The following is a 23190-nucleotide window of genomic DNA, read 5'->3' on the forward strand; positions in this document are numbered from 1 at the left end:
CGGATGCTGCCGACCGTCGGTGTCGATGGAGGTCGCGATGGTCCGTTGGGGCAAGACTCTGCTTGTGGTTGCGCTGGTGTCGGTGACATCAGCTGCCGGATTCGCGCAGACGGCCGACAAACCGCCGGCTCCGGCCGGCCAGCCGGCCGCGGCAACAGCGCAGCCGGCGGATCAGCTCCTGAAGCCCGAGCAGTTGGAAGCCCTGGTGGCGCCGATCGCGCTTTATCCGGACTCGCTGCTGGCCAATGTGCTGGCGGCCTCGACCTATCCGCTCGAAGTCGTGCAAGCCGATCGTTGGCTGAAGGAGCGCAAGAGCCTGAAAGGCGATGCGCTGAAAGCCGAGGTCGACAAGCAGGCCTGGGATGACAGCGTGAAGGCACTCGCGAGTACCGCCGACGTGCTCTCGATGATGAGCGACAAGATCGATTGGACGAAGAATCTGGGCGATGCCGTGCTGGCCCAACAGGCCGACGTCATGGATGCGATCCAGCGGCTGCGCAGCAAGGCGCAGGCGAACAACAAGCTGGTGACGACCAAGCAGCAGAAAGTCAGCGTCCAGACCCAGGAGAACAAGCAGGTTATCGTCATCGAGCAGACCGATCCGGACACGGTCTACGTACCCTACTACGATCCCGCCACGGTCTACGGCGCGTGGCCCTATGCTGAATACCCGCCGTATTATTTCGGCTATCCGTCCTATATCGGCGCGGGTGTGATCGCGACCGGCCTTGCCTTCGGCGCCGGATGGGCGATCGGGCGCTGGGGCAATTATTGGGGCGGTGGCTGCAACTGGGGCAATCGCAACGTCTATGTGAACCATTTCAACAGAACCAACAATATTGCCAACGGCTGGCAGCACAATTCCGCGCATCGCCAGGGCGTTCGCTACAACAACAGCAGCGTCCAGCAGCGCTTCGGCGGCAACAACAATCGTGCCGGCGTCAGCGACCGGATGAACTATCGCGGCCGCGACGGTCAGCAGGTTCTCAACCCGGGCGGCGATCGCGCGGGTGGCGCAGATCGGGCAGGAGACCGGGCAGGAGACCGCGGCGGCGATCGCGCCGGAGACCGTGCGGGTGATCGCGCTGGAGATCGTGGGGGTGACCGCGCCGGAGATCGCGCCAGAGGTGGCGACCGTGCCAGTGCGGGCGATCGTGCCAAAGGCGGCGACCGCGCCGGTGCCGGCAACAAGGCCAAGGGCGGCGGCGATCGCGCAAAGGCCGCCAACCGTGGCAATTCCGGTAACCGCGCCGCTTCGGCTAATCGCGGTGGCGGTGGCAGTCGCGGCGGCGCCATGAACGTGTCGTCCGGACGGGCAGCCGCGGCGGCATCGGCGCGCGGGCGATCGAGCATGGCCAGCATGCCGCGCGGCGGCGGCGCAAGCTTCGCCGGTCGCGGTGGCGGCGGCGGAGGTGGCTTCCGAGGTGGCGGCGGAGGTGGCGGCTTCCGCGGTGGTGGCGGCGGTGGACGGCGTTCCGACATCGCGCTCAAGCACGACATCGAACTGCTTGGGTATCTCGCCAACGGCCTCGGCTATTATCGCTTCAGCTATCTCGGCAGCAACAAGGCCTATGTCGGCGTGATGGCGCAGGAAGTCGAACAAGTGATGCCGGCGGCGGTGACACGCGGCGCCGATGGCTATCTCAGGGTCTATTACGACAGGCTCGGCCTCAAGTTCCGCAGCTACCACGACTGGCTTGCCGCCGGTGCGAAGATTCCATCCTCGTCGGAGGCATCACGATGACAGGCACTTCGTACTTGCGATTGGATCGCCTCGCGTGGATCGGCATCACGGCGGCAGCAGCATTCGCCTTGCTCCTCTCTCCGGTTCGCGCGCAGCAGGGCTTCCCCAATCCGGAGGACGCGGCGTCCGCGCTGGCAACCGCCGTCAAGGCCGGCACGAGCCGGGCCATGCTGAAGGTGCTGGGCCGCGATGCCGCCGACATCATCGAGTCCGGCGACGACGTCGCCGACGCCAATGCGCGAGAGCGTTTTCTTTTGGCCTACGACGCCAGGCATTCGATCAAGGCCGACGGTAACAAGAAGGCCACCCTGATTCTGGGACCGGACGATTTCCCGTTCCCGATTCCCCTCGTCAACAACCAGGACGGCTGGAGTTTTGACGCGGCCGCGGGACGTCGCGAAATCCTCTACCGCAGGATCGGCCGCAACGAGCTTGCTGCGATCCAGACCAGTCTCGCCTATGTCGACGCGCAGAATGAATATGCCGAGAAGGATCGCGGCGAGGGCGTCGGCACCTATGCCCAGCGCATCGTCAGCAGCCCAGGCAAGACCGACGGATTGTTCTGGCGCGACGACAAGGACCCGAGCCCGCTCGGTAAGCTGGCAGCACAGGCCGCGGCGGAAGGCTACAAGGTCGGCGAGCAGGCCGAGCCGTACCACGGATACTACTATCGGATCCTGAAAGCGCAGGGCTCCGATGCTCCGGGCGGTGCGCTGAACTATGTCGTGAAGGGCAAGATGATCGGCGGATTTGCACTGGTCGCCTGGCCCGCCGAGTACGGCAATTCCGGCGTCATGACCTTCCTGGTCAATCACGCCGGCACTGTCTACCAAAAGGACCTCGGTTCACGCACCGATTTCCTCGCCAAGCGCATGATCGCCTTCGATCCGGATCAGACCTGGAAGAAAGTCGACCCTACAAATCCTTGAGCGAAGAGGGGCTGCAATGATGCGAGGCATCCGTCCCGTCATACTGGCGCTTGTCGCGATGGTTCTGCTGGTCGCGCCCTGCTTTGCGCAGGCGACCGGCCACGTCCAAGTCAAGTTCGTGAAGGCGGCGCTCGTCGTGGGTGGCGGCGGCGGGAGCGGCACGCTCACCTACCGTGGGCGGCACCATCGGTTCATCGTGTCCGGCTTCAGCCTCGGCGTCAGCGCGGGCGCATCGGTGACGTGGCTGGAAGGCACCGCCTCCGGCATCAGGGAAGTCAACGATTTCGCCGGCAGCTATACGCTGGTCGGCGGAGGCGGCGCATGGGCCGCCGGCGTCGGCGGTGTGAGTATGCGAAATGAGCACGGCGTTCTGCTCATGCTCAAAGGGCCGAAAGCAGGCCTGGAGTTTGCGGCAAATCTGGGCGGGCTGACGATCTCACTGCAATGAAGTCAGGCATCTTGCGTAGCGCCTGGCAATCGAGCTGCATGGTGCGCCCTTCCTGGCGAGCATCCAAGCGTCGAAACTGAGCCAGTGAAAATTCAATCCTCTACCAGCAGAGCTGACGGAAAGTAGGCGAGCAATTTTCCGTCCGGCGGACCGTACTTCCAGAAGCCGGCAGCGCGGTGAAAGCCGTCGATCAATATCGGAAAGCTAAACGAACGACCAAACGTAATCGGATCCGCGGGAAATTCATAGCTCGTTCCCCTGGGAAGTACGCTTCGAGGATCATCGAGATCGAGGCTCGTGGTTTCCATGTATTCCTCGAACGAAATGAAACGTCCCTCGCTTTCGGGATCCCACACATTTGGAGGCACGAACATCGAGCCTAATCGGGCCCGTCCGATCTCGACAACGTCGAACGAAATTACGCCGGTTAGAAATGCGAGCAGGACGGGCCTCGCGCACGCCGCGCCAAAGGCAAGTTCATATCGTTCGGCTTCAGAGAGCCGCTCAAATGATGTCCCACTCAATCGCTTTGCGGCGAGATGCGCCAGGTCAGAATAGTGCCGAGCGGCCGGAGAATCTGTCAACTCGCTGTAGCCCCACCGAGCTTGAACTTCCAACAAAGGGACGTTTTGCAGTCTCAAGACATCTACTTTCTCTCGATCGAAATTGGGCTCGCTTTGTCCAGGCCATTCCGGAATTGCGTCAAGTTGATGGTACTCGCGACTATTTGGTGCTCAGCCGGTCGCTGACACCATCGTCACGCTGAACCACCAGGGGAGGGATGCAGACGTAGCTTTGCATTGTGGGATACGCCAGGTTCATAGCCCCATCGATCCCTTGGTCCTCATCGACGATCGGTGTTCCAGGAAACGGTACGAGCTGCTTCTTGAGCGGCAGCACGCTTCCCAGGAAGCGCCGCGCTCCGCGTGGACTAATCGAGTATGCCTGTATTCCGTAGGCGTGCCTGAGCCGGTAGGGGCGATAAGTTGGTGGGCCGTCCGGAGTATCACTCCAGGAAAACGGTTCGCTTCGGTCGTAGAACCGAAGCTCCGAAGCGGAAAATCCAAGATCGATCCAGAGATACAGTGGATCGTAAATGAAACCCCACAAGATTATATCCCAATCGCTGGGCATCTGTGCCAGCACCGACAATCGGTGCTCATCGAATGCAGGATGACTAAGCGCGTCGTCCTCGAAAATCGTCAAAGGCTGGTCTTGAGACGCCGCCTTTTGCCAAAGGTTTATGTGAGAGAGCGCGCAACCCAAGGCTCCCGCGCTGTAGTCAAGTCCGGGGGCAATGAGCCCCTCCCGTTCGAGCCGTGAGCGATCCAGCTTGCTGCCATCGATCGCTGAAACTCGCTCAACGTTGCTGAGTTTGGCGTTGCGAGATTTGAACTTATCCCAGCGGGCCGCGCTTCGGTCCAAATTGATGACATGGATGTCATTCGTTGATTGCCTGTTTCCTTGCGCTGCTCGAGGTTGCGTGTTTGCCCCCTTCGCCAGCAGGAATGTACCCAAACCATCTGATACGATCGAGCGAGCCGCAGCCTCGGCGCCGACTGGATTTAGGTGAAAAGCGTCTTGAAAAATGTCAGTGCGGCCGGCTAATCGCGCTTCCAAATCGCACAGGATATGTTTTCCAGCACGAGCGGCCGCGCGAGTGGTTTCGTTGACCAACGCACGGGTTCGGGCCACGGCTGGATCGATACGTTCGCCCCGCAGATGGGGAATAGTCGCAAACCAAAGCTCGATGCCAAACGATCGCGCCGCGAGGGAAAAGAGATCGAGTAGCCGACGACGATCCGCGACGCTCGGTACGGAAAGCAAGTTTTGGTCGCGCCACGAGTTGTTCGTGTTGAGGTCGACGATCGGCTCGAGCCAACAATCGCGGCTCCAGAAACTGGCCTCAAGACCCGCGACATCCACATCCACAATTCCCGTCATCAGAATGACGACGTCCGGCTTGAGCGGTATGATCTTGTTGAGGAACAGATTCAACATATGGAGAGTGGTTGCTCCGCTGTAGCCTCCGTTTCTAACGATGACGTCCAGAGCACTCTCGCTACGCAGAATTGTCTCGAGCTTGGCGCAAAACCGGTCATCGGGGTCGAGATACATGCCCTCGACCACACTGTCGCCGAGAACGATCACAGTTCGAGCCGCCGTAGCCGGAGACTGTGACCCGCGAATGAAGCCGAGCGCGTCAGTCTCCATGAGATATGGCTTCCGGACGAGGGTGTGCTTTCGACTTTCGACGTACTCATCTGAAGGCGTGTGCGACAAGGATACGTTCGCAGGATATTCCTTCAATCGTATCGTCCGTTTTCCATTGCTAGCCGGAACAGTCTCCTTGCTCTGTGTCTCCTGTGATAGTTTTGCCGCAAATTCTCCAGCAACCAGCGGCCGAATTGCCTCCCCATCGGACGCAAACGTCAACCATCCGTAAATCTCGCGAGTGTCCAACGTTTGCGAAATGCCCGCGCGACGCGCGCTATGGGAAAATATCACGTATTCATACCGACCCGAACCATCATCGTAGGTCAAATGCGGTATCGCGTCTGCGCGAACCAGATATGTGCAATGGACGACAGGTACCTCGTAGAGCCCTGGCGAGGAGCGGCCCAGGATATTGTTGTATTCGTCGCTGGGTAGAAAATATCCGTTCGCGTCGATCTTCTGGTGATAGTTTGAGTACAGCGGCCTGTCTTCGTCCACGCATTTGAGCAGCGGCGCTACGATCGGACGATTCAAATCTACGAGGCTTCGTAGGGTGGAGGGGCGCAGATAGTTGTCGACGTCGACCACGAGATAGTAGTCGCATCCCAGGACCAGGGTCCGGTTCATGCTGTGCTGACGGATCCGCCCTAGCACAGAAAAACGAGTAGCATTCCACTCGTGGTCGGCAAACTCCTCGACCCGTTCGGCTGCGTCGCTGTCGTCGAGTTCTACGTGCGAGTATCGCCGTCCAACCCGTTTGAGCCAGTCCCGGAGAATGTTGGCGGTGTCATCTTGATTGTTGTTGGTTCGGACGTGAACCGCAATGCGATCCGGCGGATAGTCGAGCGCCTCGATGCATTCCAGGTACAGCGGCAGATGGCCAGCTTTGCTCTTGGCGAGTATTGCTATCAGCACTTTGGGAAGGGGATCCGCTGCGCCGGGCTGCCGGTGCGCATCCGCAAGCCTGACCCTTTCGGAAATCCGGTCCTTTGCAAAGCGCAGATTGTCCTCTACGCGTCTCTTCACACCCTCATCGATCGATGGAATTTGAAGGATGCGAAGGCAGGCGTCGATACAGCCTTCATAGTCGGCGGACCAATAGGCATTGACCGCGAATTCGTCGAGGAGCCCGAATTCATAAATCCACTCTTCGACGAATAGCGCTCCAATAGGGATCGGCAAATCGATGCCACCGCGAGCGATATCGGCCCCCTGCTTGTTGCGGCTCTTTGAACGGCAGTATCGGCTGGCACCGTGTAACGCTTCGGCCCTCTGGGGTTGAGCGTCGGTGGCCCGCTGGTAAGCCGCAATGACGTCGTCTTCTGGGTAGGCAAGAGCCTCCTTGAGCCGTGCCGCGCTGTAGAGGGAAATGAATACCTCTTCCTGCCAGAAGCCCATTTCGGCACGAGCCAGGTAGTGGGGGAGTGCTTTCTCGGGTTCATTGCAGTCTCGATAGCTTTGGGCAAGATAGAACGTATAACGAGAGCGAAGAAACGCATCCGTCTCGCTCTGAAGGGCGCGTTCCAACAGCGCAGCATCCTTACGGTACTTCAGAGGATCTTGGCTGCGCGCGCCCCCGCCGCCTATCTGGATCGCAAAGCCGGGAGCTGTCTCTCGACCATGAGCGTCGGCCGGCGCCTCGACGAATTCGTGGAGTACGCCTCGAAAATAGAACTCCTTTTTGTTGCTGCAAATGTGTGGTCGATAATGACGGATGCCGTTGTGGTTGATCGCCACGTCATAGAGGTCTGCGGACATGCCAGACTTGAAGCCGGCAACGTCGAATCCCGGCTCGATGGTGAGTGCGTCGTCGGCGTCGATGATGAAGGCGTAGTCGACGTCCGGTCTGCGGCGAAGGCAAGCTAACGCGTGCGATCGGTTGTATGCGAAATCCCGCCACGGTTCGTCGACGACTTCGCCCGCCAGCCCATTTCTGTCGAGCCACTGCCTTATGACCTCTTGCGTGCCGTCGGTTGATCCTGTGTCTTCGATCAGCACATAGTCGATCAATTGCCGAACGCTGTCGAGACAGCGGTCGATGACCGCGGCCTCGTTCTTGACGATCATGCATAAGCCGATCGACTTTCCGACTCGTTGCGGCAATCCAAGCTCCTTCGCCACGTGCTGTTCGCTTCTGGGCGTGTTCTCTGACGGCAGAGGAGGCGACACAGCCGAAGCCTTAGGCCGGGACACCGGATCGCTCTCAAGTGTCGAGCGGACCTCGGTCGCATCGATCGAGGCGATCCAAGACTCGCTGTCGGCGACCCCATAGGACACGAGTAGCCGACGGCCGTCTGGATGCCACGCCAGGCCAGCTGCAAATTCTACGCCTTTGTCCTTGAAAAAGAACGGTCGGCTAAGCCGGCGCAGGCGATTGTCGCGATCAAACCAGACAAAGCGATGCTGATAGAACCTTCGATCGTTCTGCCACTGAACTTCGTGGACGAGCGCGAGCCATCCTTGGTCGAATTCGATGAGTGGCGTTCCGCCTCGAAACTGCTCGACGGCAAAGGCAGCATCACTCTCTGAGACAAGTTCACCCCTGTCGTTTACGATCTTGGTCGGGCCGCACGAGTAGACGAAACGCAGACTTGTGCCATTGGCTTGTGGCATCCAGTTCTTTTCGTGGAGTCGAGGACCCTCAGGACGAAGCACGCGCCAATCGGCGAGCCGGGTTTCCGAACTGCTTCGCTGTTCAATCCGGGCGATCAACTGTTCGCACCAGCCTTCGGCATTCAACTCGCGGACGCATGAACTGCCCCACAGCGAGCCATTCCAACTGAACAAACGGATATCCTCGAGTCCTTGCACTTCCTCGAACTGGGCTATTGGAAAGTCGGCGGGCGGCAAGATTTCGGCCGACGTTTGCACGCCGAGATTCGTGTCCAGCCGTAGCAGAAAGTTGCGGGTCCGAATGGGATCGCCGCTGTCGGTCTCATAGGTGCCATCTTCGAGCAGACGAAAATTCACTGCGCGCTGCACGAGGTAGAGGTCATCTCCATGACGCGAGACGGATGGGTTGGTTGGCCGATAGCCTGTAGGCACATCGTATTGCACCGGTTGTGCCGAAAACGATTCAAATAGCTGCTGCGCTGACTGTAGGTAAAAGAATAGATTTGCCCGCGCGAGCTCGCGTGGGTCGTCTGGAATTGCTCGGTTGAGCGCTAATCCGTTGCAGATTGAGTACCCACGGTCCCAGCGGGCAGCGTCCTGACTGTAATTCGCAGCGATCGAGAATTCCTCATGCAGGCCGGTCTGATAGACGTCGGTTTCGATGAAAAGGATGTCGCTCTCGGGAGCTGGTATGGAAAGTCCGAGCTCGGAAAAGTGGAGGCTCGTCTCATGTCTACCGCACTCCCGATAGTATCGTGCTAAATCGTAGAGGGGTTCGGCGCGTGTCGGCCGCTGCTTGAAAGCCTCAAGCGCCTTGCTGACGAACGCGTCTTCATCGCCCATATCTCGCAGGCAACGCGCGTGCTGCAGCTGTGCCATCCACGCCTCTTCGTCCCAGCCTTCCATCTCTGCGCGCTTGGCAAAAGTTGCCGCGGATTTGGCATACTGGCCGGCATCTCGATACGACCACGCGAGATAAAACCAGTATCGGGCGTTGTCCGGCTCCCGCTCGAGCGCAGCTTCCAGCAGTCGTATATCCCGCTCCGATTTATCTCCGCGGTTCGCCCCGCTGGCGTGATCGATGTACCAGGCGCCTTGCAATTCAACGACATCTCCGGGGACGTCGATATATTCGTGCGTGACTCCAATATACCTTGAGCCGGTGTCACGCCGCACCAATCGCGTGTTCCAATAGCTCAATCCGCCCGACGCGCGTTGGAGGAGGCGATAGCCGGGACCGGCAAGGGATTGGCGGAATTTGGCGTCGTCGACAATGAACTCCATATCGGCGTCGTTGAACAGGACATAGTCGAAATCGAGCTTTGAAGCGCAGGTGCGATCAAGCGCTTCGTTCCGGGCCTGGCCGAAATCGTGGAAGGGAATCGTATGGAGTTCACCCGGAAGATTGCGCCGGGCAAAGAATGTTCTGATGAAGTCCTGCGTGCCGTCGGACGAGCCAGTATCGCATATGACCCAGCAAGAGATGTGATCAGCAACCGCCGACAGGCAGCGCTCGAGATTTGCCATCTCGTTCTTGACGATCATGTTCAAGCAAAGGCGCTTATTTTCTGTCACCGCCAAACTTTTTAGGTTGATGCAAGCTATTACAAAAAGCTCAAACTAGAAGAAGAGTTGATCGGTTCGACACGGCATGCGCCGGCGCTTTGGTTCCATCAACGGAAACAGCAAACAACGTAGCTGAAAATGTTCGGGCAGCAAATTCAGCAAGTTGCGCCGCCTGATGCGCAGTCAATCGTTGTTAATGGAACCCGTTAACCGAAATAATTTGACATAACTCGCGCTCGATTTTGAATCTTCTTGCGCTATTTTTCTCGATCTGCTTATGCTTAAGGGATTATTAATTTCTGCGGTCCGTCTGCGCTTCAGGCGGGGGTATTTGGAATGACGTTCAATCTTGGAATGTGTTCGTTGGCTGTTTGCTGATGGCTTAGGTATGCGTAGCGGCTAACCACCCAAGGTTGAACCACTATTTCTAGTTGGATCGAGCGTCGGTTTCCGGGCGAAGGGGCTCCGGGCGTCGACCTGGTCCGTGCATTGGGTGGCGTCGCATGGTCAAGTCAGGTCGAGCCGGCAAGTCGTCGATTTCCCACAACTTCCCGTCCATCGCACCTCCGATAACTGCGGCAGGCGTTGCTCAATATACTGGGCTTCTCTCTGCGGGCATCTCGAACGAGATCACGGTGACCGGATCGCTGCCGCGAGGCGCGACCACGCAAAACGTAACCTACTTCGTCGTCGATCGAGCTACGAAGACGATCGTTTCCCAAGTCATTTTACCAGATGCGTCCAATCGCTTCGACGCGGTCGAGATGCGGATGAAGGTCGGGCGCTATGCGAGCGCCTACGACGTCGGCACTTTTGATGCGAACGGGGAGTTTACGGTCTGTCCGTTCCTGTCCGTGCGCAGTTCTCTGAATCTATCACCACCTGGCGGACCGAGCAGCGGATGATCTAACCGCGCTACGGCAGCGTCTGCAGTTTGATTTTGGTCGAGGCGGCACTCCGCGCTCGGCGCGAATTGTTGCAAGCTAAAACAGGACCAATTTCATGGCCCACTCAGAGCTTCTGTTCGTCGATCCATTCGTTCCCGATCTAAATACACTGCTGGAAAATCTGCGTCCCGAAGTTCAGGCGCTGGTACTTGATCCTGGCAGGTCCGCAGCGCGGCAGATGGCCGAAGCGCTCGAGGGGATTGAAGGTCTCGATGCGATTCACATCGTCGCACATGGCGCGCCCGGGCGCGTTTGCTTCACATCTGACGAGTGGTCGGTTGATACCCTGCCAGATCACTCTGAAGACTTGGCCCGCATTGGCAGCGCTCTTGCCGAAGAAGGAGATGTACGGCTCTGGAGTTGCAATGTCGCTCAAGGATCTCTCGGCACGACATTCGTTGCAGCGCTTAAGCATGAGTTTGGCACGGGCGTTGCGGCAGCATGTGGGCCAATCGGCGACGTGCGCCGCGGAGGGACGTGGAGTCTGGTTAGCTCAAGGGACGACGGGCAGCACTTGCCGTTTGCGCCAGACGTGCAGTCGACCTATGCGGGTCTCCTGGCCGTGGTCGATGATTACGTTACGATCACCGGCGCCGTAGGCAATGGCAGTGGTCGCCTGTCGAGCGGCACCTACTACATCGAAACCACAATCGGTGGAGTGATCACCGTTGTTGGTTCGTTTTCAATCCCGAATATCAACAACGTCGCGTTCCAGCTAAACGTACTCGTTAGCTCCACAGGCACTTACACCATTGTCAATACGTTTGGTTCGACGATTGATGGTACGAGCAATGGTGAGACCTTCACTCTGACTGGTCCCAGCAGCAATGCGGGCCCCACCGGCGCTACGGGTGCGACAGGCTCAACCGGTGCGACCGGTGCCACGGGCAGGACGGGAGCGACCGGCTCGACGGGTGCCACGGGAGCAACTGGCGGCACGGGTTCAACAGGAGCAACCGGCGCTACGGGAGCGACGGGTGGCACCGGCTCGACGGGTGCCACGGGAGCGACCGGCGGCACGGGTTCGACGGGGGCAACCGGCGCCACAGGTGCGACGGGTGGCACCGGCTCGACGGGTGCCACGGGAGCAACCGGCGCCACAGGTGCGACTGGCGGTACGGGTTCGACAGGAGCAACCGGCGCTACGGGTGTGACCGGCGCAACCGGCGCCACAGGATCGACCGGTGCAACGGGCGATACCGGCGCGACTGGAGCAACAGGCGCGACGGGCGACACCGGCGCAACCGGTGCCACAGGATCGACAGGCTCCACGGGTGCGACGGGCGACACCGGCGCCACAGGTGCGACCGGCGCCACGGGTACGACGGGCGACACCGGCGCAACCGGCGCCACAGGATCGACCGGCGCCACGGGTGCGACGGGCGACACCGGCGCAACCGGAGCCACAGGTTCGACCGGCGCCACGGGTGCGACGGGCGACACCGGCGCAACCGGAGCCACGGGTTCGACCGGCGCCACGGGTGCGACGGGCGACACCGGTGCAACCGGAGCCACAGGATCGACAGGCTCCACGGGTGCGACGGGCGACACCGGCGCAACCGGCGCCACAGGATCGACCGGCGCCACGGGTGCGACGGGTGACACCGGCGCAACCGGCGCCACAGGATTGACCGGCGCGACGGGCGACACCGGCGCAACCGGCGCCACAGGTGCGACCGGCGCCACGGGTGCGACGGGTGACACCGGCGCAACCGGAGCCACAGGATCGACCGGCGCGACGGGTGACACCGGCGCAACCGGCGCCACAGGATCGACCGGCGCCACGGGTGCGACGGGTGACACCGGCGCGACCGGCGCCACAGGATCGACCGGAGCAACAGGCGCGACGGGCGACACCGGCGCAACCGGTGCCACAGGATCGACCGGTGCGACGGGCGCGACGGGTGATACCGGCGCGACCGGCGCCACAGGATCGACCGGAGCAACAGGCGCGACGGGTGACACCGGCGCAACCGGTGCCACAGGATCGACCGGAGCAACAGGCGCGACGGGCGACACCGGCGCAACCGGTGCCACAGGATCGACCGGCGCCACGGGTGCGACGGGAGCCACCGGCTCGACTGGCGCAACTGGAGCGACCGGTGATCCTGGCGCGACGGGTTCGACGGGAGCAACGGGCTCGACAGGAGCAACTGGTAATACGGGAGCAACCGGCTCGACGGGTTCGACAGGATCAACTGGAGCCACAGGTGCGACGGGCGCATCTGGAGCTACAGGTTCAACCGGTGCCACGGGCTCGACGGGTGCGACCGGCCGGACCGGTGCGACGGGTGCGACCGGACCGACAGGGCCTACGGGACCGACGGGTCCGCGCGGCAACACTGGTGCGACTGGTCGCACCGGTGCAACCGGTTCGACCGGCGCCACTGGGGCAACGGGTGCGACCGGGCGTACAGGCGCCACCGGCTCGACGGGGGCCACTGGTTCGACGGGCGCCACCGGCTCGACGGGAGCTACCGGCTCGACTGGTGCGACCGGATCGACCGGTGCAACCGGCGCGACTGGGGCCACTGGTTCGACAGGCGCGACGGGAGCAACAGGTAACACTGGAGCAACCGGAGCCACAGGTGCGACCGGAGCTACGGGCTCGACGGGTGCGACCGGCTCGACTGGTGCGACCGGATCGACCGGTGCAACCGGCGCGACTGGGGCTACTGGTTCGACAGGCGCGACGGGAGCAACAGGTAACACTGGAGCAACCGGAGCCACAGGTGCAACCGGAGCCACGGGCTCGACAGGCGCAACCGGATCGACCGGTGCTACCGGCTCGACTGGGGCCACTGGTTCGACCGGCGCAACGGGAGCAACAGGTGACACCGGAGCTACGGGTGCCACCGGCGCGACCGGCGATCCTGGTGCGACTGGCGCGACGGGTTCGACCGGCGCAACCGGATCGACCGGGGTAACGGGAGCCACAGGTGCGACCGGAGCCACGGGCTCGACAGGTGCAACCGGAGCCACAGGTGCTACCGGCGCAACCGGCGCAACCGGCGCGACTGGGGCTACTGGTTCGACAGGCGCGACGGGAGCAACGGGTGGCACTGGAGCAACCGGAGCCACAGGTGCGACCGGAGCCACGGGCTCGACGGGTGCAACCGGATCGACGGGTGCCACTGGCCGAACCGGAGCGACGGGTGCGACCGGACCAACAGGGCCTACGGGCCCGACGGGCCCGCGAGGCAACACTGGTGCAACCGGGCGCACCGGTGCGACCGGCGCAACAGGGGCCACGGGTTCTACAGGCGCCACCGGCTCGACAGGGGCGACTGGCCGAACCGGATCGACGGGTGCAACTGGTGCTACCGGCTCGACTGGGGCCACTGGTTCGACAGGAGCGACCGGAGCCACGGGTGCCACCGGCTCGACCGGTGCCACCGGGTCGACGGGTGCGACCGGCTCGACTGGTGCGACCGGCTCGACAGGTGCGACGGGAGCCACCGGCTCGACGGGTGCGACTGGAGCGACCGGCTCGACAGGTGCGACGGGAGCCACCGGCTCGACGGGTGCAACTGGTGCGACGGGCTCGACCGGCGCCACGGGAGCCACCGGCTCGACGGGTGCAACTGGTGCCACCGGCTCGACAGGTGCGACGGGAGCCACCGGCTCGACGGGTGCGACGGGAGCCACCGGCTCGACGGGTGCGACGGGAGCCACCGGCTCGACGGGTGCAACTGGTGCCACCGGCTCGACGGGTGCAACTGGTGCCACCGGCTCGACGGGTGCAACTGGTGCCACCGGCTCGACGGGTGCAACTGGAGCGACCGGCTCGACAGGTGCGACGGGAGCCACCGGCTCGACGGGTGCAACTGGTGCGACCGGCTCGACCGGCGCCACGGGAGCCACCGGCTCGACGGGTGCAACTGGTGCGACGGGCTCGACCGGCGCCACGGGAGCCACCGGCTCGACGGGTGCAACTGGTGCCACCGGCTCGACGGGTGCAGCTGGAGCCACCGGCTCGACAGGTGCGACGGGAGCCACCGGCTCGACGGGTGCGACGGGAGCCACCGGCTCGACGGGTGCAACTGGTGCCACCGGCTCGACGGGTGCAACTGGTGCGACGGGCTCGACCGGCGCCACGGGAGCCACCGGCTCGACGGGAGCCACGGGCTCGACGGGTGCAACTGGTGCGACCGGCTCGACGGGTGCAACTGGTGCAACCGGCTCGACGGGTGCAACTGGAGCCACCGGCTCGACCGGCGCAACCGGACGAACGGGAGCCACCGGCGCAACTGGCCCGAGGGGGCCGACCGGACCAACAGGCCCGCGAGGCAAAACCGGCGCAACAGGCCGTACCGGAGCCACGGGCGCTACAGGCTCGACCGGAGCCACTGGGGCAACCGGCGCGACGGGAGCGAGTGGGGCAACCGGCAATCCTGGCGCTACTGGGGCCACCGGTGCTACGGGCTCGACGGGTGCAGGCGGAGCCACGGGTGCGACAGGCTCGGCAGGCTCGACCGGGGCGACCGGCTCGACCGGTCCACGAGGTCCGAAGGGTCCGACTGGTCCGAGAGGCCACAGGGGTCATACCGGCCCAACGGGTCCGACGGGCACTGCCGGAGCGACGGGTGCAACCGGTGCGACTGGCGCACGAGGCGCTACCAGTTCGACCGGAGCTACCGGTGCGACGGGAGCTGGAACGACGGGCTCGACAGGCTCGGCGGGCCCAACAGGAACATCTGGTCATCATGACGATCAGACGTCGCTGACCACGACGATCAATCCCGATACGACCGTTGGAACGTTGAGTCCGGTGCTGCTAAAGTTGGAGGCTGCAGTCGCGGACCTGGCGCTGGCAATGGCGGGAGGGTCAATGAATGGCCAGCAGTTGCAGGCCGATCTCACGACGATCAAGAGCTTGGCGCAGATGCTGTTGTCCCGCATGGGCAACACCGATGGCGGCTCAGCTTTCGATCAGAACAGTCCAGGTGGTGCCGGAACGATTGGTCAATTCGATCAATCAAATCGGCCAAACCTCAACTTGCCGAAGAACGACCATTAAGGTCGGCGGCTAAAGCAACGACTGACAACGAAGCCAGGGATCGCGCATCCCTGGCTTCTTGTTCGACCAGGCCGAGAGTAGCCGATGGCTGGCACTGCCCTGATCGACCGCCGACGCTTCCTCGTTCTCGCGAGCAGCGCGGCCGTTGTCGCCATGGAAGGCAGCAGGAGGGCTCTCGGACGCGAGATCGCTCCGACTGAAGGCCTGCTGAGTGGTCCGATCGAATTATCGGGCGATTGGCATGCGGCGCCGACCGACGCCGTGATGCGCGTGCTCAACCGCATCCGGGAGGTCGATCTATCAGGATTGCGATTGCTGTCGGATCGGCAACCCAAGAAGATCCGTATCGAAAATCGCGACGAAGTCACGCCGGCGATCTGGTTGCACAGCGACCAACCTGACATGGCATCGATCGTCGTAAACGTCGGGTACGCGGATTGGTGCAGGCTCGCCTATCAATTCGGTCATGAGCTCGGGCACGTGTTGTGCAACAGCTGGCAGTTCTCCGCGAAACCGCAGCCTCCGACACAATGGCTCGAGGAGGTGCTGGTGGAGACATTTTCGGTTCGCGGTCTGCGGCTGCTAGCCGGCAGTTGGGAGCGATCGCCGCCATTTGCGGGAGACGCAGGATTTGCCCGCGCCATTCGTCAATATGGCTCAGCGCTGCTGGACAAGTTCAAAGCTGACGATCTTTCACCGGCCGAGTGGTTCCGGACAAATCGAACGAAGCTGGAAGCCAGATCAGGAAAGGAAGTTCCGTGGGGCCCCGCCGTGGTCGGCGTCCTTCATATCTACGAGGACGTCAAGGTGGGCAAACCGGCCTGCCTCGATGATCTGGGAGCCTTGAACCGCTGGCCGGAACGGACATCCGTTCCGATCGAGCGCTATCTCGACTTATGGACAAAAAGCTGTGTTGCGATTGGTTCCACCGGCGAATTGCCGTCCCGGCTAAGGCAATTGTTCGCGATCGGGTGAAACGTGGGTGAAAACGGGTCCCAAGCGCATCAACCAATAGCGGGGATTTCGGTGTTACGGCCCATCGAATTCGTCTAGATTGCCGGGATATAGCGAAGAAATTTCATTCTGTTGTCGATTTTGGAGGGTGACCGTGGACCCGCATAGGGGCGCCTTTGGGGAGCCAGGGCCAGGCAAGTATGTCCGCTTGCTGCAGAACGCCATTGACGATCTGTCGGCGAGCGACGAGGCGTCGCGCAACGCGCTTTACAGCCGGGCACGCGCCCTTTTGGAGAGCCGGCTAGCCGCCAGAATCGATCTGTCGCAAGCCCAAGTCGACAATGAGAAAAGTGATTTCGATGAGGCGGTGTGGCGCGTGGAAGGGCAGGCCCGCCCTGGCGTAACGGCACCGGCGCGAACACAGTCGTTCAATATACGCGGCGATCTGAACGTCATCCCCGTGCAGCACGACGACAGGCCGCAGGTTGTGGTGTCACCGGATATTGCTACTGCACGTCCGAAGGGCCGTCCACACGTTACCCAAAAGCCGAGAGCATCGCGACGTGCCTCATGGAAAGCGACGAAAGCGCAATTCGCAACGCGATGGTCCGATCACCTGCATTCATTCATGGATTCTCTCCGTGGAAGAAGCGAGTTATTGATCGACCTCGGCGTTCGCGCACGTTTGTCCGCGCAACGGCTTTGCGCGAATCTCGCCGCAAAGGTCAACGTAGAGGCTCGGTCAAAGCCGCGGGCCGTCTCATCCGAGCCGAAATCAATCGGAGTTGGTCCGCAACAAGGGCCTTCGATCAATCGAATGGAAGCGCAACGCAGTCCGCAATACCAGGCGCGATTGCAGGCGGTTGTCCAGGTCGCGCGTCATCACGGCGTCGAGCTCGACGTCGCAGAATTGAGAACGGGTGAATCCGAAATCTATCCATCGGCTGCAGCGCTCTCGGCCTGGGCGCAGAATGCCGGCCTATGGTCTCGCGCGGTACGAACCAGCTGGCGCCAATTGCTCGGGATGAGCGAAGCCGGGCCCGTCATCTTGTTGTTTGCCGACGGTAGCGCTGCGCTCATGGTTGGTGCGAACGCCGATCAGAATATCGTCATGCTCAGGGATCCCGGCGCTGCTGCGGACGGGGCCGTTCCCGTCGACGAGTTGCGCCTTTCGCAGGTGTGGAACGGCGAAGCCATCCTGGTGCGCGCGAGCCGAAGCCGCGTTGCAGCCGACGCGCCGTTTGACCTGCGCTGGCTTTTCGATCTCGTTCTGCATGAACGGCGCTTGTTGCGGGACATCGGTATTGCTTCGCTCACAATCAGCTTCCTGACCATCTTCCCACCGCTTCTGGCTGATGACGATGGTCAACAAGGTCCTGCAATTCCACAGTACGTCCACCTTGGTCATGCTCGCCGCCGTCATGACGGTCGTGATCGTCTATGAGGCCCTTTTGGGACATGCGCGACGTCATATCATCGCGGTGGTCGGCGCCCGGCTTGATGCAAAACTCAATCTGCACGTCTTCAACCGGCTGCTTCGCCTGCCGCTCGATTACTTCGAGCGACATCCTGCGGGTGAAACGATGTACCGTATCGCGCAGGTCTATCGTGTTCGCGAATTTCTGACCGGCCGCCTTCTGACGACGTTTCTCGACCTGATGACGCTTTGCGTGCTGCTCCCGTTCCTGTTCTATCTCAGCCCGATCCTGGCTAGCATTGTGCTCGGCTGCGCCGGCGCAATCTTGTTGATCATCATCGCATTCCTGAAGCCGATGCGCGAGATGTACGGACGGGTCGCTACCGCCGAGACCTGGAAGTCGGCGACGCTCGGCGAGACGATCGTGGGCATCAAGACGGTCAAGGCGTTGGCTCTCGAGCCACAACGTCGCGCTCTTTGGGATGAGCGGATTGCAGAGGCCGGCAAATGGCGGCTGGAATTCGGCCGTCTGTCCAACTGGCCGCAGACTTTGGTTACGCCGATCGAGCGCTTCATGGTGCTCGGCACGACCATGCTCGGTGCGTATCTGGCGATGAACGACTCGTCAGGCTACATGGTAGGCGGATTATTCGCGTTCCTGATGCTGAGCGCGCGGGTTGCCCAGCCACTCGTTGGGTTGGCGCGGTTGATCGAGGACTATGAGGAGGTTGGGGCGGCGATCGGAGAGGCAAGTTCCGTACTTAATCGGCCAGCCGAGAGCAGCGCGCGAGCGGCGGGCCTCAGACCGAAGTTCGCAGGCGAAATCGCCTTCCAGGACGTCAGCTTCACTTACCTCAACACGACCATCCCGGCGCTCGACAGGATCAGCTTCTCGGTTCCGGCAGGATCGACGCTGGGCATTGTGGGTCGCAGCGGATCGGGCAAGTCGACGGTTACGCGCCTGCTGCAGGCAATCAATCGTGACTATAAGGGATTTGTGAAGATCGATGGCGCCGACCTGCGCGATGTTGATCTGCGTCACCTTCGGCAAAGCCTCGGTGTCGTCTTGCAGGAGAACTTCCTGTTTCGTGGCTCCATCAGAGATAACATCATCGCCGGTCGACCGGGCTTGACGTTATCAGATGCTGTCTATGCGGCAAGGCTCGCCGGCGCGGAGGAATTCATCGAGCGGATGCCCAATGGATTTGAGACCTACATAGAAGAAGGATCTCCGAACCTGTCTGGCGGACAACGGCAGCGGTTGGCGATCGCACGAGCGCTCATCACCGATCCGCGCATCCTGGTATTGGACGAAGCGACCAGTGCCCTCGATCCCGAAAGCGAAGCTGTCGTGACGGCCAACCTCGAGCGCATTGCGAGCGGACGGACGATGATCATCGTTTCACACCGGCTGTCGTCATTGGTTGGCTGCGATCAGATTTTGGTCCTCGATCAGGGTAAGATCGTCGATTGCGGCGCGCACAGTGTTTTGGTCGAGCGTTGCGCCATCTATCGACAGCTTTGGAACCAGCAAAACCGCCATAGCGAACCGGCGCGCCAGTCCGTTACTCCGAAGCTGGTCTCGGGCGGAGCGAACGAACCATGAGCGAAGTCCAAGCCAATTTGCTGCCGCTACCGACCAGGGCGAAGAGGAACGATCCGACGCTGCCGGTGATCCTTGAGTTTCAGCAACCGTCGACGGCGATCATCAATGCTCCCGTACCGCGCTCCGCACGTGGCACGATTTGGATCGTCTCCAGCATGGTCGCTGCTATGGTCCTTGTTGCGGGGGTATTGCCCGTCGATCAGGTCATCACTGCGCGCGGTCTGGTGGTCTCGCAATCTTCCACCATCCTCGTTCAACCGCTGGAAACGGCTATCGTCCGTTCGATCGACGTAAGCGAGGGCCAGCATGTCCGGGCGGGCGATGTGCTGGCGCGCCTCGATCCGACCTTCGCCGAAGCAGATCGAGTGGCCCTCGAGGGGCAACTGAACAGCCTTGAGCCCGAACTCGCGCGTCTGCGTGCCGAGGCGGATGGCCAACCGTTCACCTACTCCGGCGATGATCCAAACTGGGCCCTGCAGGCTTCGATTTTCAGTCACCGAAAAGCGCAATTCGATTCCAAGATCGAAAACTACGAGCACCGGCTGCAGGAACTGAACTCCGTAATAGCGAGATCGGAATCCGATGCTGTGGGCTATCGCGAGCGCCTCGGTGTGGCTCAGAGCATCGAGGATATGCGTAAGCAGCTGGAGGCGACCCAAACCGGAAGTCGGCTGAACTCGCTGATCGCCAAGGATACACGCGTTGAAATGCAGCGGTCGCTTTCCAACGCGGTCGCTACCGGGGAGGGGGCGAAGCGCGATCAATCGGCCCTTGCTTCGGACCGTGACGCCTACGTCCGCGGCTGGAAGGCGGAAGCTTCGCAGAAGTTGCAGGAGATCAGTGTCAAGGCAGCCGACACGCGGGAGTTGCTGACCAAAGCCAACCTACGACGCAAATTGGTCGAGATCCGCGCCGGGCTTGATGCGATCGTGCAATCCGTCGCAAAGGTTTCGGTGGGTTCCGTCATGCAGTCGGGGCAGCAATTCATTACGCTCGTGCCGGCCGACGCACCACTTGAGGTCGAGGCCAACATTGCGGGCAAAGATAACGGCTTCGTGCATGTCAAGGATCCCGTGTCCGTCAAGTTCGACACGTTTCCATTCTCCCAGTACGGGATGGCGGAGGGAGCCGTACGAATCGTGAGTCCGGATAGCTTCAATGCCCAGGTTGAGGCGCGCAATCCTACGAGTGCCATTCCGACGACGAACCTGGAACCATTTTACCGCACTCGGATCAGTATTGATCGCGTGGCCCTGCATGGCGTGCCGGCCGGTTTCCAACTCACACCAGGCATGCCCGTAACCGCCGATATTAAGGTTGGTCAGCGGACCGTGCTAACATACATGCTCGGCCTGATGCTTCCGGTGACGCAGGAAGCGTTGCGCGAGCCGTGATCGATTTGGCTCTGCAGTGCTGACGGATGGAGCCTTCGGGAAATGCTCTTTGATCGCTTGATCGGAAAGGCCTCCCCCGAGGCGGGGCTGCGCCGAGCGATCGCTCTAATTGAGAAAGAGCGGTTTGCTGAAGCGTTGCCGCATCTGGCCCGAATGGCCGAAGCCGGCAGCGCGGAAGCCGCCTATCATATTGGAAGGCTTTATCTTCAAGGCGCCGGCGTACCGTACAGTCGGACAGAGGGAGCGCGCTGGTTGGAACGGTCGGCCTTGAACGGCAACGTCGAGGCGCAGTCTTTGCTGGCTTCGCTCTTGCTCCAGGGGCTCGGTTCGCAAGCGCGAGAGGACCGCGGCGACGCCGCAGCGCGACTATTTTCACAGGACAGCACGTCAAGGCCAGATTTCGACGCCGCCCTGAGATGGGCTCGCATGGCGGCTGACGCCGGATCTCCCGACGGGCAGGCTCTGCTCGCTTACATTTTAACCTACGGTCCGCCACCGCTCAGAGACCAGATACAGGCGAGGGAATGGTATAGCCGCTCCGCCTCCGCAGGCTGCGCCCAAGGACAGTTGGGATATGCGCTGTCGCTCGCCGGAGACCCGAACCGGGCCGCTCACAGGGACGAGATCGTTGAAAACATGAAAGCAGCGGCGGCTGCTGAAATTCCTACGGCCGTGTTCATGCTGGGTGTGCTCACCGAAGGAGGGATCAGCGGCGAACACGATCCCACTGCAACCGCTGAACTTTACCGTAAAGCTGCCGAGCTGGGACACCGCGGTGCGCAGATTAAATGGGGGACGATGCTGATTGAAGGTAGCGTTGTTGCCAGGGATCTGGTGTTGGGCGAGACGTGGCTTCGTCGTGCTGCCTTGGCAGGTGACGCTCGTGCTGCGGAACTGGTCGGCAACCTTTATGCCAAGGGCGGAGCATTGCCGCCGAACTATGTGGAAGCGGCAAACTGGTATCGTCGTGCGGCGGAGGGTGGCAACGCGGCGGCCGCTCGGTCGTTGAGTTCGTTTTACATGACCGGAGCCGGAGTCCCTCAGGACAATCATGAAGCGGCCCGCTGGTTGCGCATCGCCGCCGAGGCCGGAAATTTGGATGCTCAAGTCGACGTCGGAAATGACCTGCTGGAACGAGCGGTCAGAGGAGAGGAATGTCCGCCGGTCGCGGATTGGTTCATGCAGACAGCGCAACGCGGCAATCTTGTCGCCGCGTTCAATCTCGGCGTTTGCCTTCTTCAGGGCATAGGTGTCGAGCGCAACGAACAGCAGGCCGCAGTCTGGCTGCGGCGTGCAGCCGAAGGAGTTCCAGAAGCGCAGTTCATGATCGGTCGTCTTGTCGCCGATGGCCGAGGTGTGCCGGCCGACCCGAAGGCAGCACGAGGCTGGTTCGCGCGGGCGGCGGAGGGAGGCATCACCGATGCTCAGGTTGCTCTGGCTGAGATGCTCGTGAACGGTCGAGGGGGTCCACAGGATGCTCCTGCCGCGCTCAAACTATGCGAACAGGCCGCAGCGAATGGCCACGCTGGAGCAATGTTTGCACTAGGGGCTATGTATAGCGGCGGTCATGCCATTCCCGTGGATCGAAGCAAAGCCGAGCGTTGGTTTCGCGCGGCCGCGGAGCGCGGTCACGGTCAAGCTCAACTCATGCTCGGGCGCTATTTGCGTAGCGGTGCGGCTGGCCACAGTGATCCCAAGCAGGCGAGTTACTGGTTCGAAATGGCCGCCGCCCAAGGCATTGTCGATGCAGATGCAGAGCTTGCCGAATTGACAAGAGCCGTATCAGGATGATGTCGCCGGACCGGCCATGGAGGCGATCCAACGCCCGCTCAGGCTCCGCTGGTATGCGTGCATCGGTTGTTGGGCGTCATCGCGCTCACCCGTAATAATACCTCGCCATCTCAACGCCCACAAAAATGAGCAGCCACAGGCCGACTGCAATGAAGCAGACCGCCAAACCGCAGCCGTATCTGGAGGAACGATCGTCATCGCTCATAGGTCAGTTCGCTGGTACGTCGAGAATGCCGATCGCGCGCTTCACTTTGGCCGGCAAGGCGGCGAACGTGTGCTCGCCGGTGAACGCGATATGCTTGCGCTCGTCGGCCTGACTGTTTCATGCGCGCTTGATCCGCGCTGTCATTGCTGAGGCATCATGGTCACACGGATTATTCGGAAGCAGAAGCGCGGTAGCGACTATCGCACCCCGCGAACAACAACGCCGCCAAGCTTAAAATGCTCGCTGGCGGCGTTGGTCTAGCCCCGGGAAGGATGTGCAAAGTCCCGACATGAGGGAAGTCAGCACAAAGCGTGCCAAGGTTCATCTCGCAAACGGGCT

At 61.6% G+C, this 23190-nt stretch carries 13 protein-coding genes and 1 pseudogene; 11 read left to right on the plus strand and 3 right to left on the minus strand.

Annotation, left to right across the window (positions count from 1 at the left end; all coding sequences use genetic code 11):
- Nucleotides 1-37 precede the first annotated feature (37 nt).
- From ACVIGA_RS42035 to ACVIGA_RS42045, 3 genes are read left to right on the plus strand one after another with little or no spacing between them, the layout of a single operon-like run.
- Nucleotides 38-1744, plus strand: coding sequence for a DUF3300 domain-containing protein (locus ACVIGA_RS42035; protein ID WP_456670633.1), 1707 nt, complete (start codon nt 38-40; stop codon nt 1742-1744).
- On the plus strand, nt 1741-2673 hold the full coding sequence (locus ACVIGA_RS42040) for a DUF2950 domain-containing protein (RefSeq protein ID WP_456670634.1): 933 nt from the start codon (nt 1741-1743) through the stop codon (nt 2671-2673). The genes ACVIGA_RS42035 and ACVIGA_RS42040 overlap by 4 nt, the downstream gene beginning before the upstream one ends.
- Nucleotides 2674-2689: 16 nt before the next feature.
- Nucleotides 2690-3121, plus strand: coding sequence for a hypothetical protein (locus tag ACVIGA_RS42045; RefSeq protein WP_223975004.1), 432 nt, complete (start codon nt 2690-2692; stop codon nt 3119-3121).
- 92 nt (nt 3122-3213) lie between these two features.
- On the opposite strand, the gene ACVIGA_RS42050 is transcribed toward ACVIGA_RS42045, so the two are convergent.
- Nucleotides 3214-3762: a hypothetical protein gene (locus tag ACVIGA_RS42050; RefSeq protein ID WP_456670635.1), complete on the minus strand. Its 549-nt coding sequence runs from the start codon at nt 3760-3762 to the stop codon at nt 3214-3216.
- A gap of 82 nt (nt 3763-3844) precedes the next feature.
- Entirely contained in the window at nt 3845-9496 is a 5652-nt protein-coding gene (locus ACVIGA_RS42055; RefSeq protein WP_456671004.1) for a glycosyltransferase, read from the minus strand.
- 524 nt (nt 9497-10020) lie between these two features.
- On the opposite strand from ACVIGA_RS42055, the gene ACVIGA_RS42060 reads away from it, so the two are divergent.
- On the plus strand, nt 10021-10422 hold the full coding sequence (locus tag ACVIGA_RS42060) for a hypothetical protein (RefSeq protein WP_456670636.1): 402 nt from the start codon (nt 10021-10023) through the stop codon (nt 10420-10422).
- A 97-nt stretch (nt 10423-10519) separates the two neighbouring features.
- Nucleotides 10520-10963 (plus strand): annotated as a pseudogene (locus ACVIGA_RS42065) (DUF4347 domain-containing protein); the annotation flags it as partial.
- A 245-nt stretch (nt 10964-11208) separates the two neighbouring features.
- On the opposite strand, the gene ACVIGA_RS42070 reads toward ACVIGA_RS42065, so the two are convergent.
- On the minus strand, nt 11209-12537 hold the full coding sequence (locus tag ACVIGA_RS42070) for a hypothetical protein (protein WP_456670637.1): 1329 nt from the start codon (nt 12535-12537) through the stop codon (nt 11209-11211).
- Nucleotides 12538-15295: 2758 nt separating this feature from the next.
- On the opposite strand from ACVIGA_RS42070, the gene ACVIGA_RS42075 reads away from it, so the two are divergent.
- The 6 genes from ACVIGA_RS42075 (at nt 15296) to ACVIGA_RS42100 (ending at nt 22646) form a co-directional block, all read left to right on the plus strand.
- Nucleotides 15296-15484 carry a hypothetical protein gene (locus ACVIGA_RS42075; protein ID WP_223966502.1) on the plus strand — a complete coding sequence of 63 codons (189 nt, stop codon included), beginning with the start codon at nt 15296-15298 and terminating at the stop codon, nt 15482-15484.
- An 84-nt stretch (nt 15485-15568) separates the two neighbouring features.
- Complete coding sequence (locus ACVIGA_RS42080; protein ID WP_456670638.1) at nt 15569-16459, plus strand: hypothetical protein; 891 nt, start codon at nt 15569-15571, stop codon at nt 16457-16459.
- Between the two features lie 187 nt (nt 16460-16646).
- Nucleotides 16647-17882 carry a hypothetical protein gene (locus ACVIGA_RS42085; RefSeq protein ID WP_456670639.1) on the plus strand — a complete coding sequence of 412 codons (1236 nt, stop codon included), beginning with the start codon at nt 16647-16649 and terminating at the stop codon, nt 17880-17882.
- Nucleotides 17800-19461: a peptidase domain-containing ABC transporter gene (locus ACVIGA_RS42090; RefSeq protein ID WP_456670640.1), complete on the plus strand. Its 1662-nt coding sequence runs from the start codon at nt 17800-17802 to the stop codon at nt 19459-19461. Before ACVIGA_RS42085 ends, ACVIGA_RS42090 begins: the two co-directional genes overlap by 83 nt.
- Entirely contained in the window at nt 19458-20855 is a 1398-nt protein-coding gene (locus tag ACVIGA_RS42095; RefSeq protein WP_223966495.1) for an HlyD family type I secretion periplasmic adaptor subunit, read from the plus strand. Before ACVIGA_RS42090 ends, ACVIGA_RS42095 begins: the two co-directional genes overlap by 4 nt.
- A 42-nt stretch (nt 20856-20897) precedes the next feature.
- Nucleotides 20898-22646, plus strand: a complete 1749-nt coding sequence (locus ACVIGA_RS42100; protein WP_456670641.1) for a tetratricopeptide repeat protein — start codon at nt 20898-20900, stop codon at nt 22644-22646.
- Nucleotides 22647-23190 lie beyond the last annotated feature (544 nt).

Source organism: Bradyrhizobium sp. USDA 3240 (assembly GCF_054063295.1).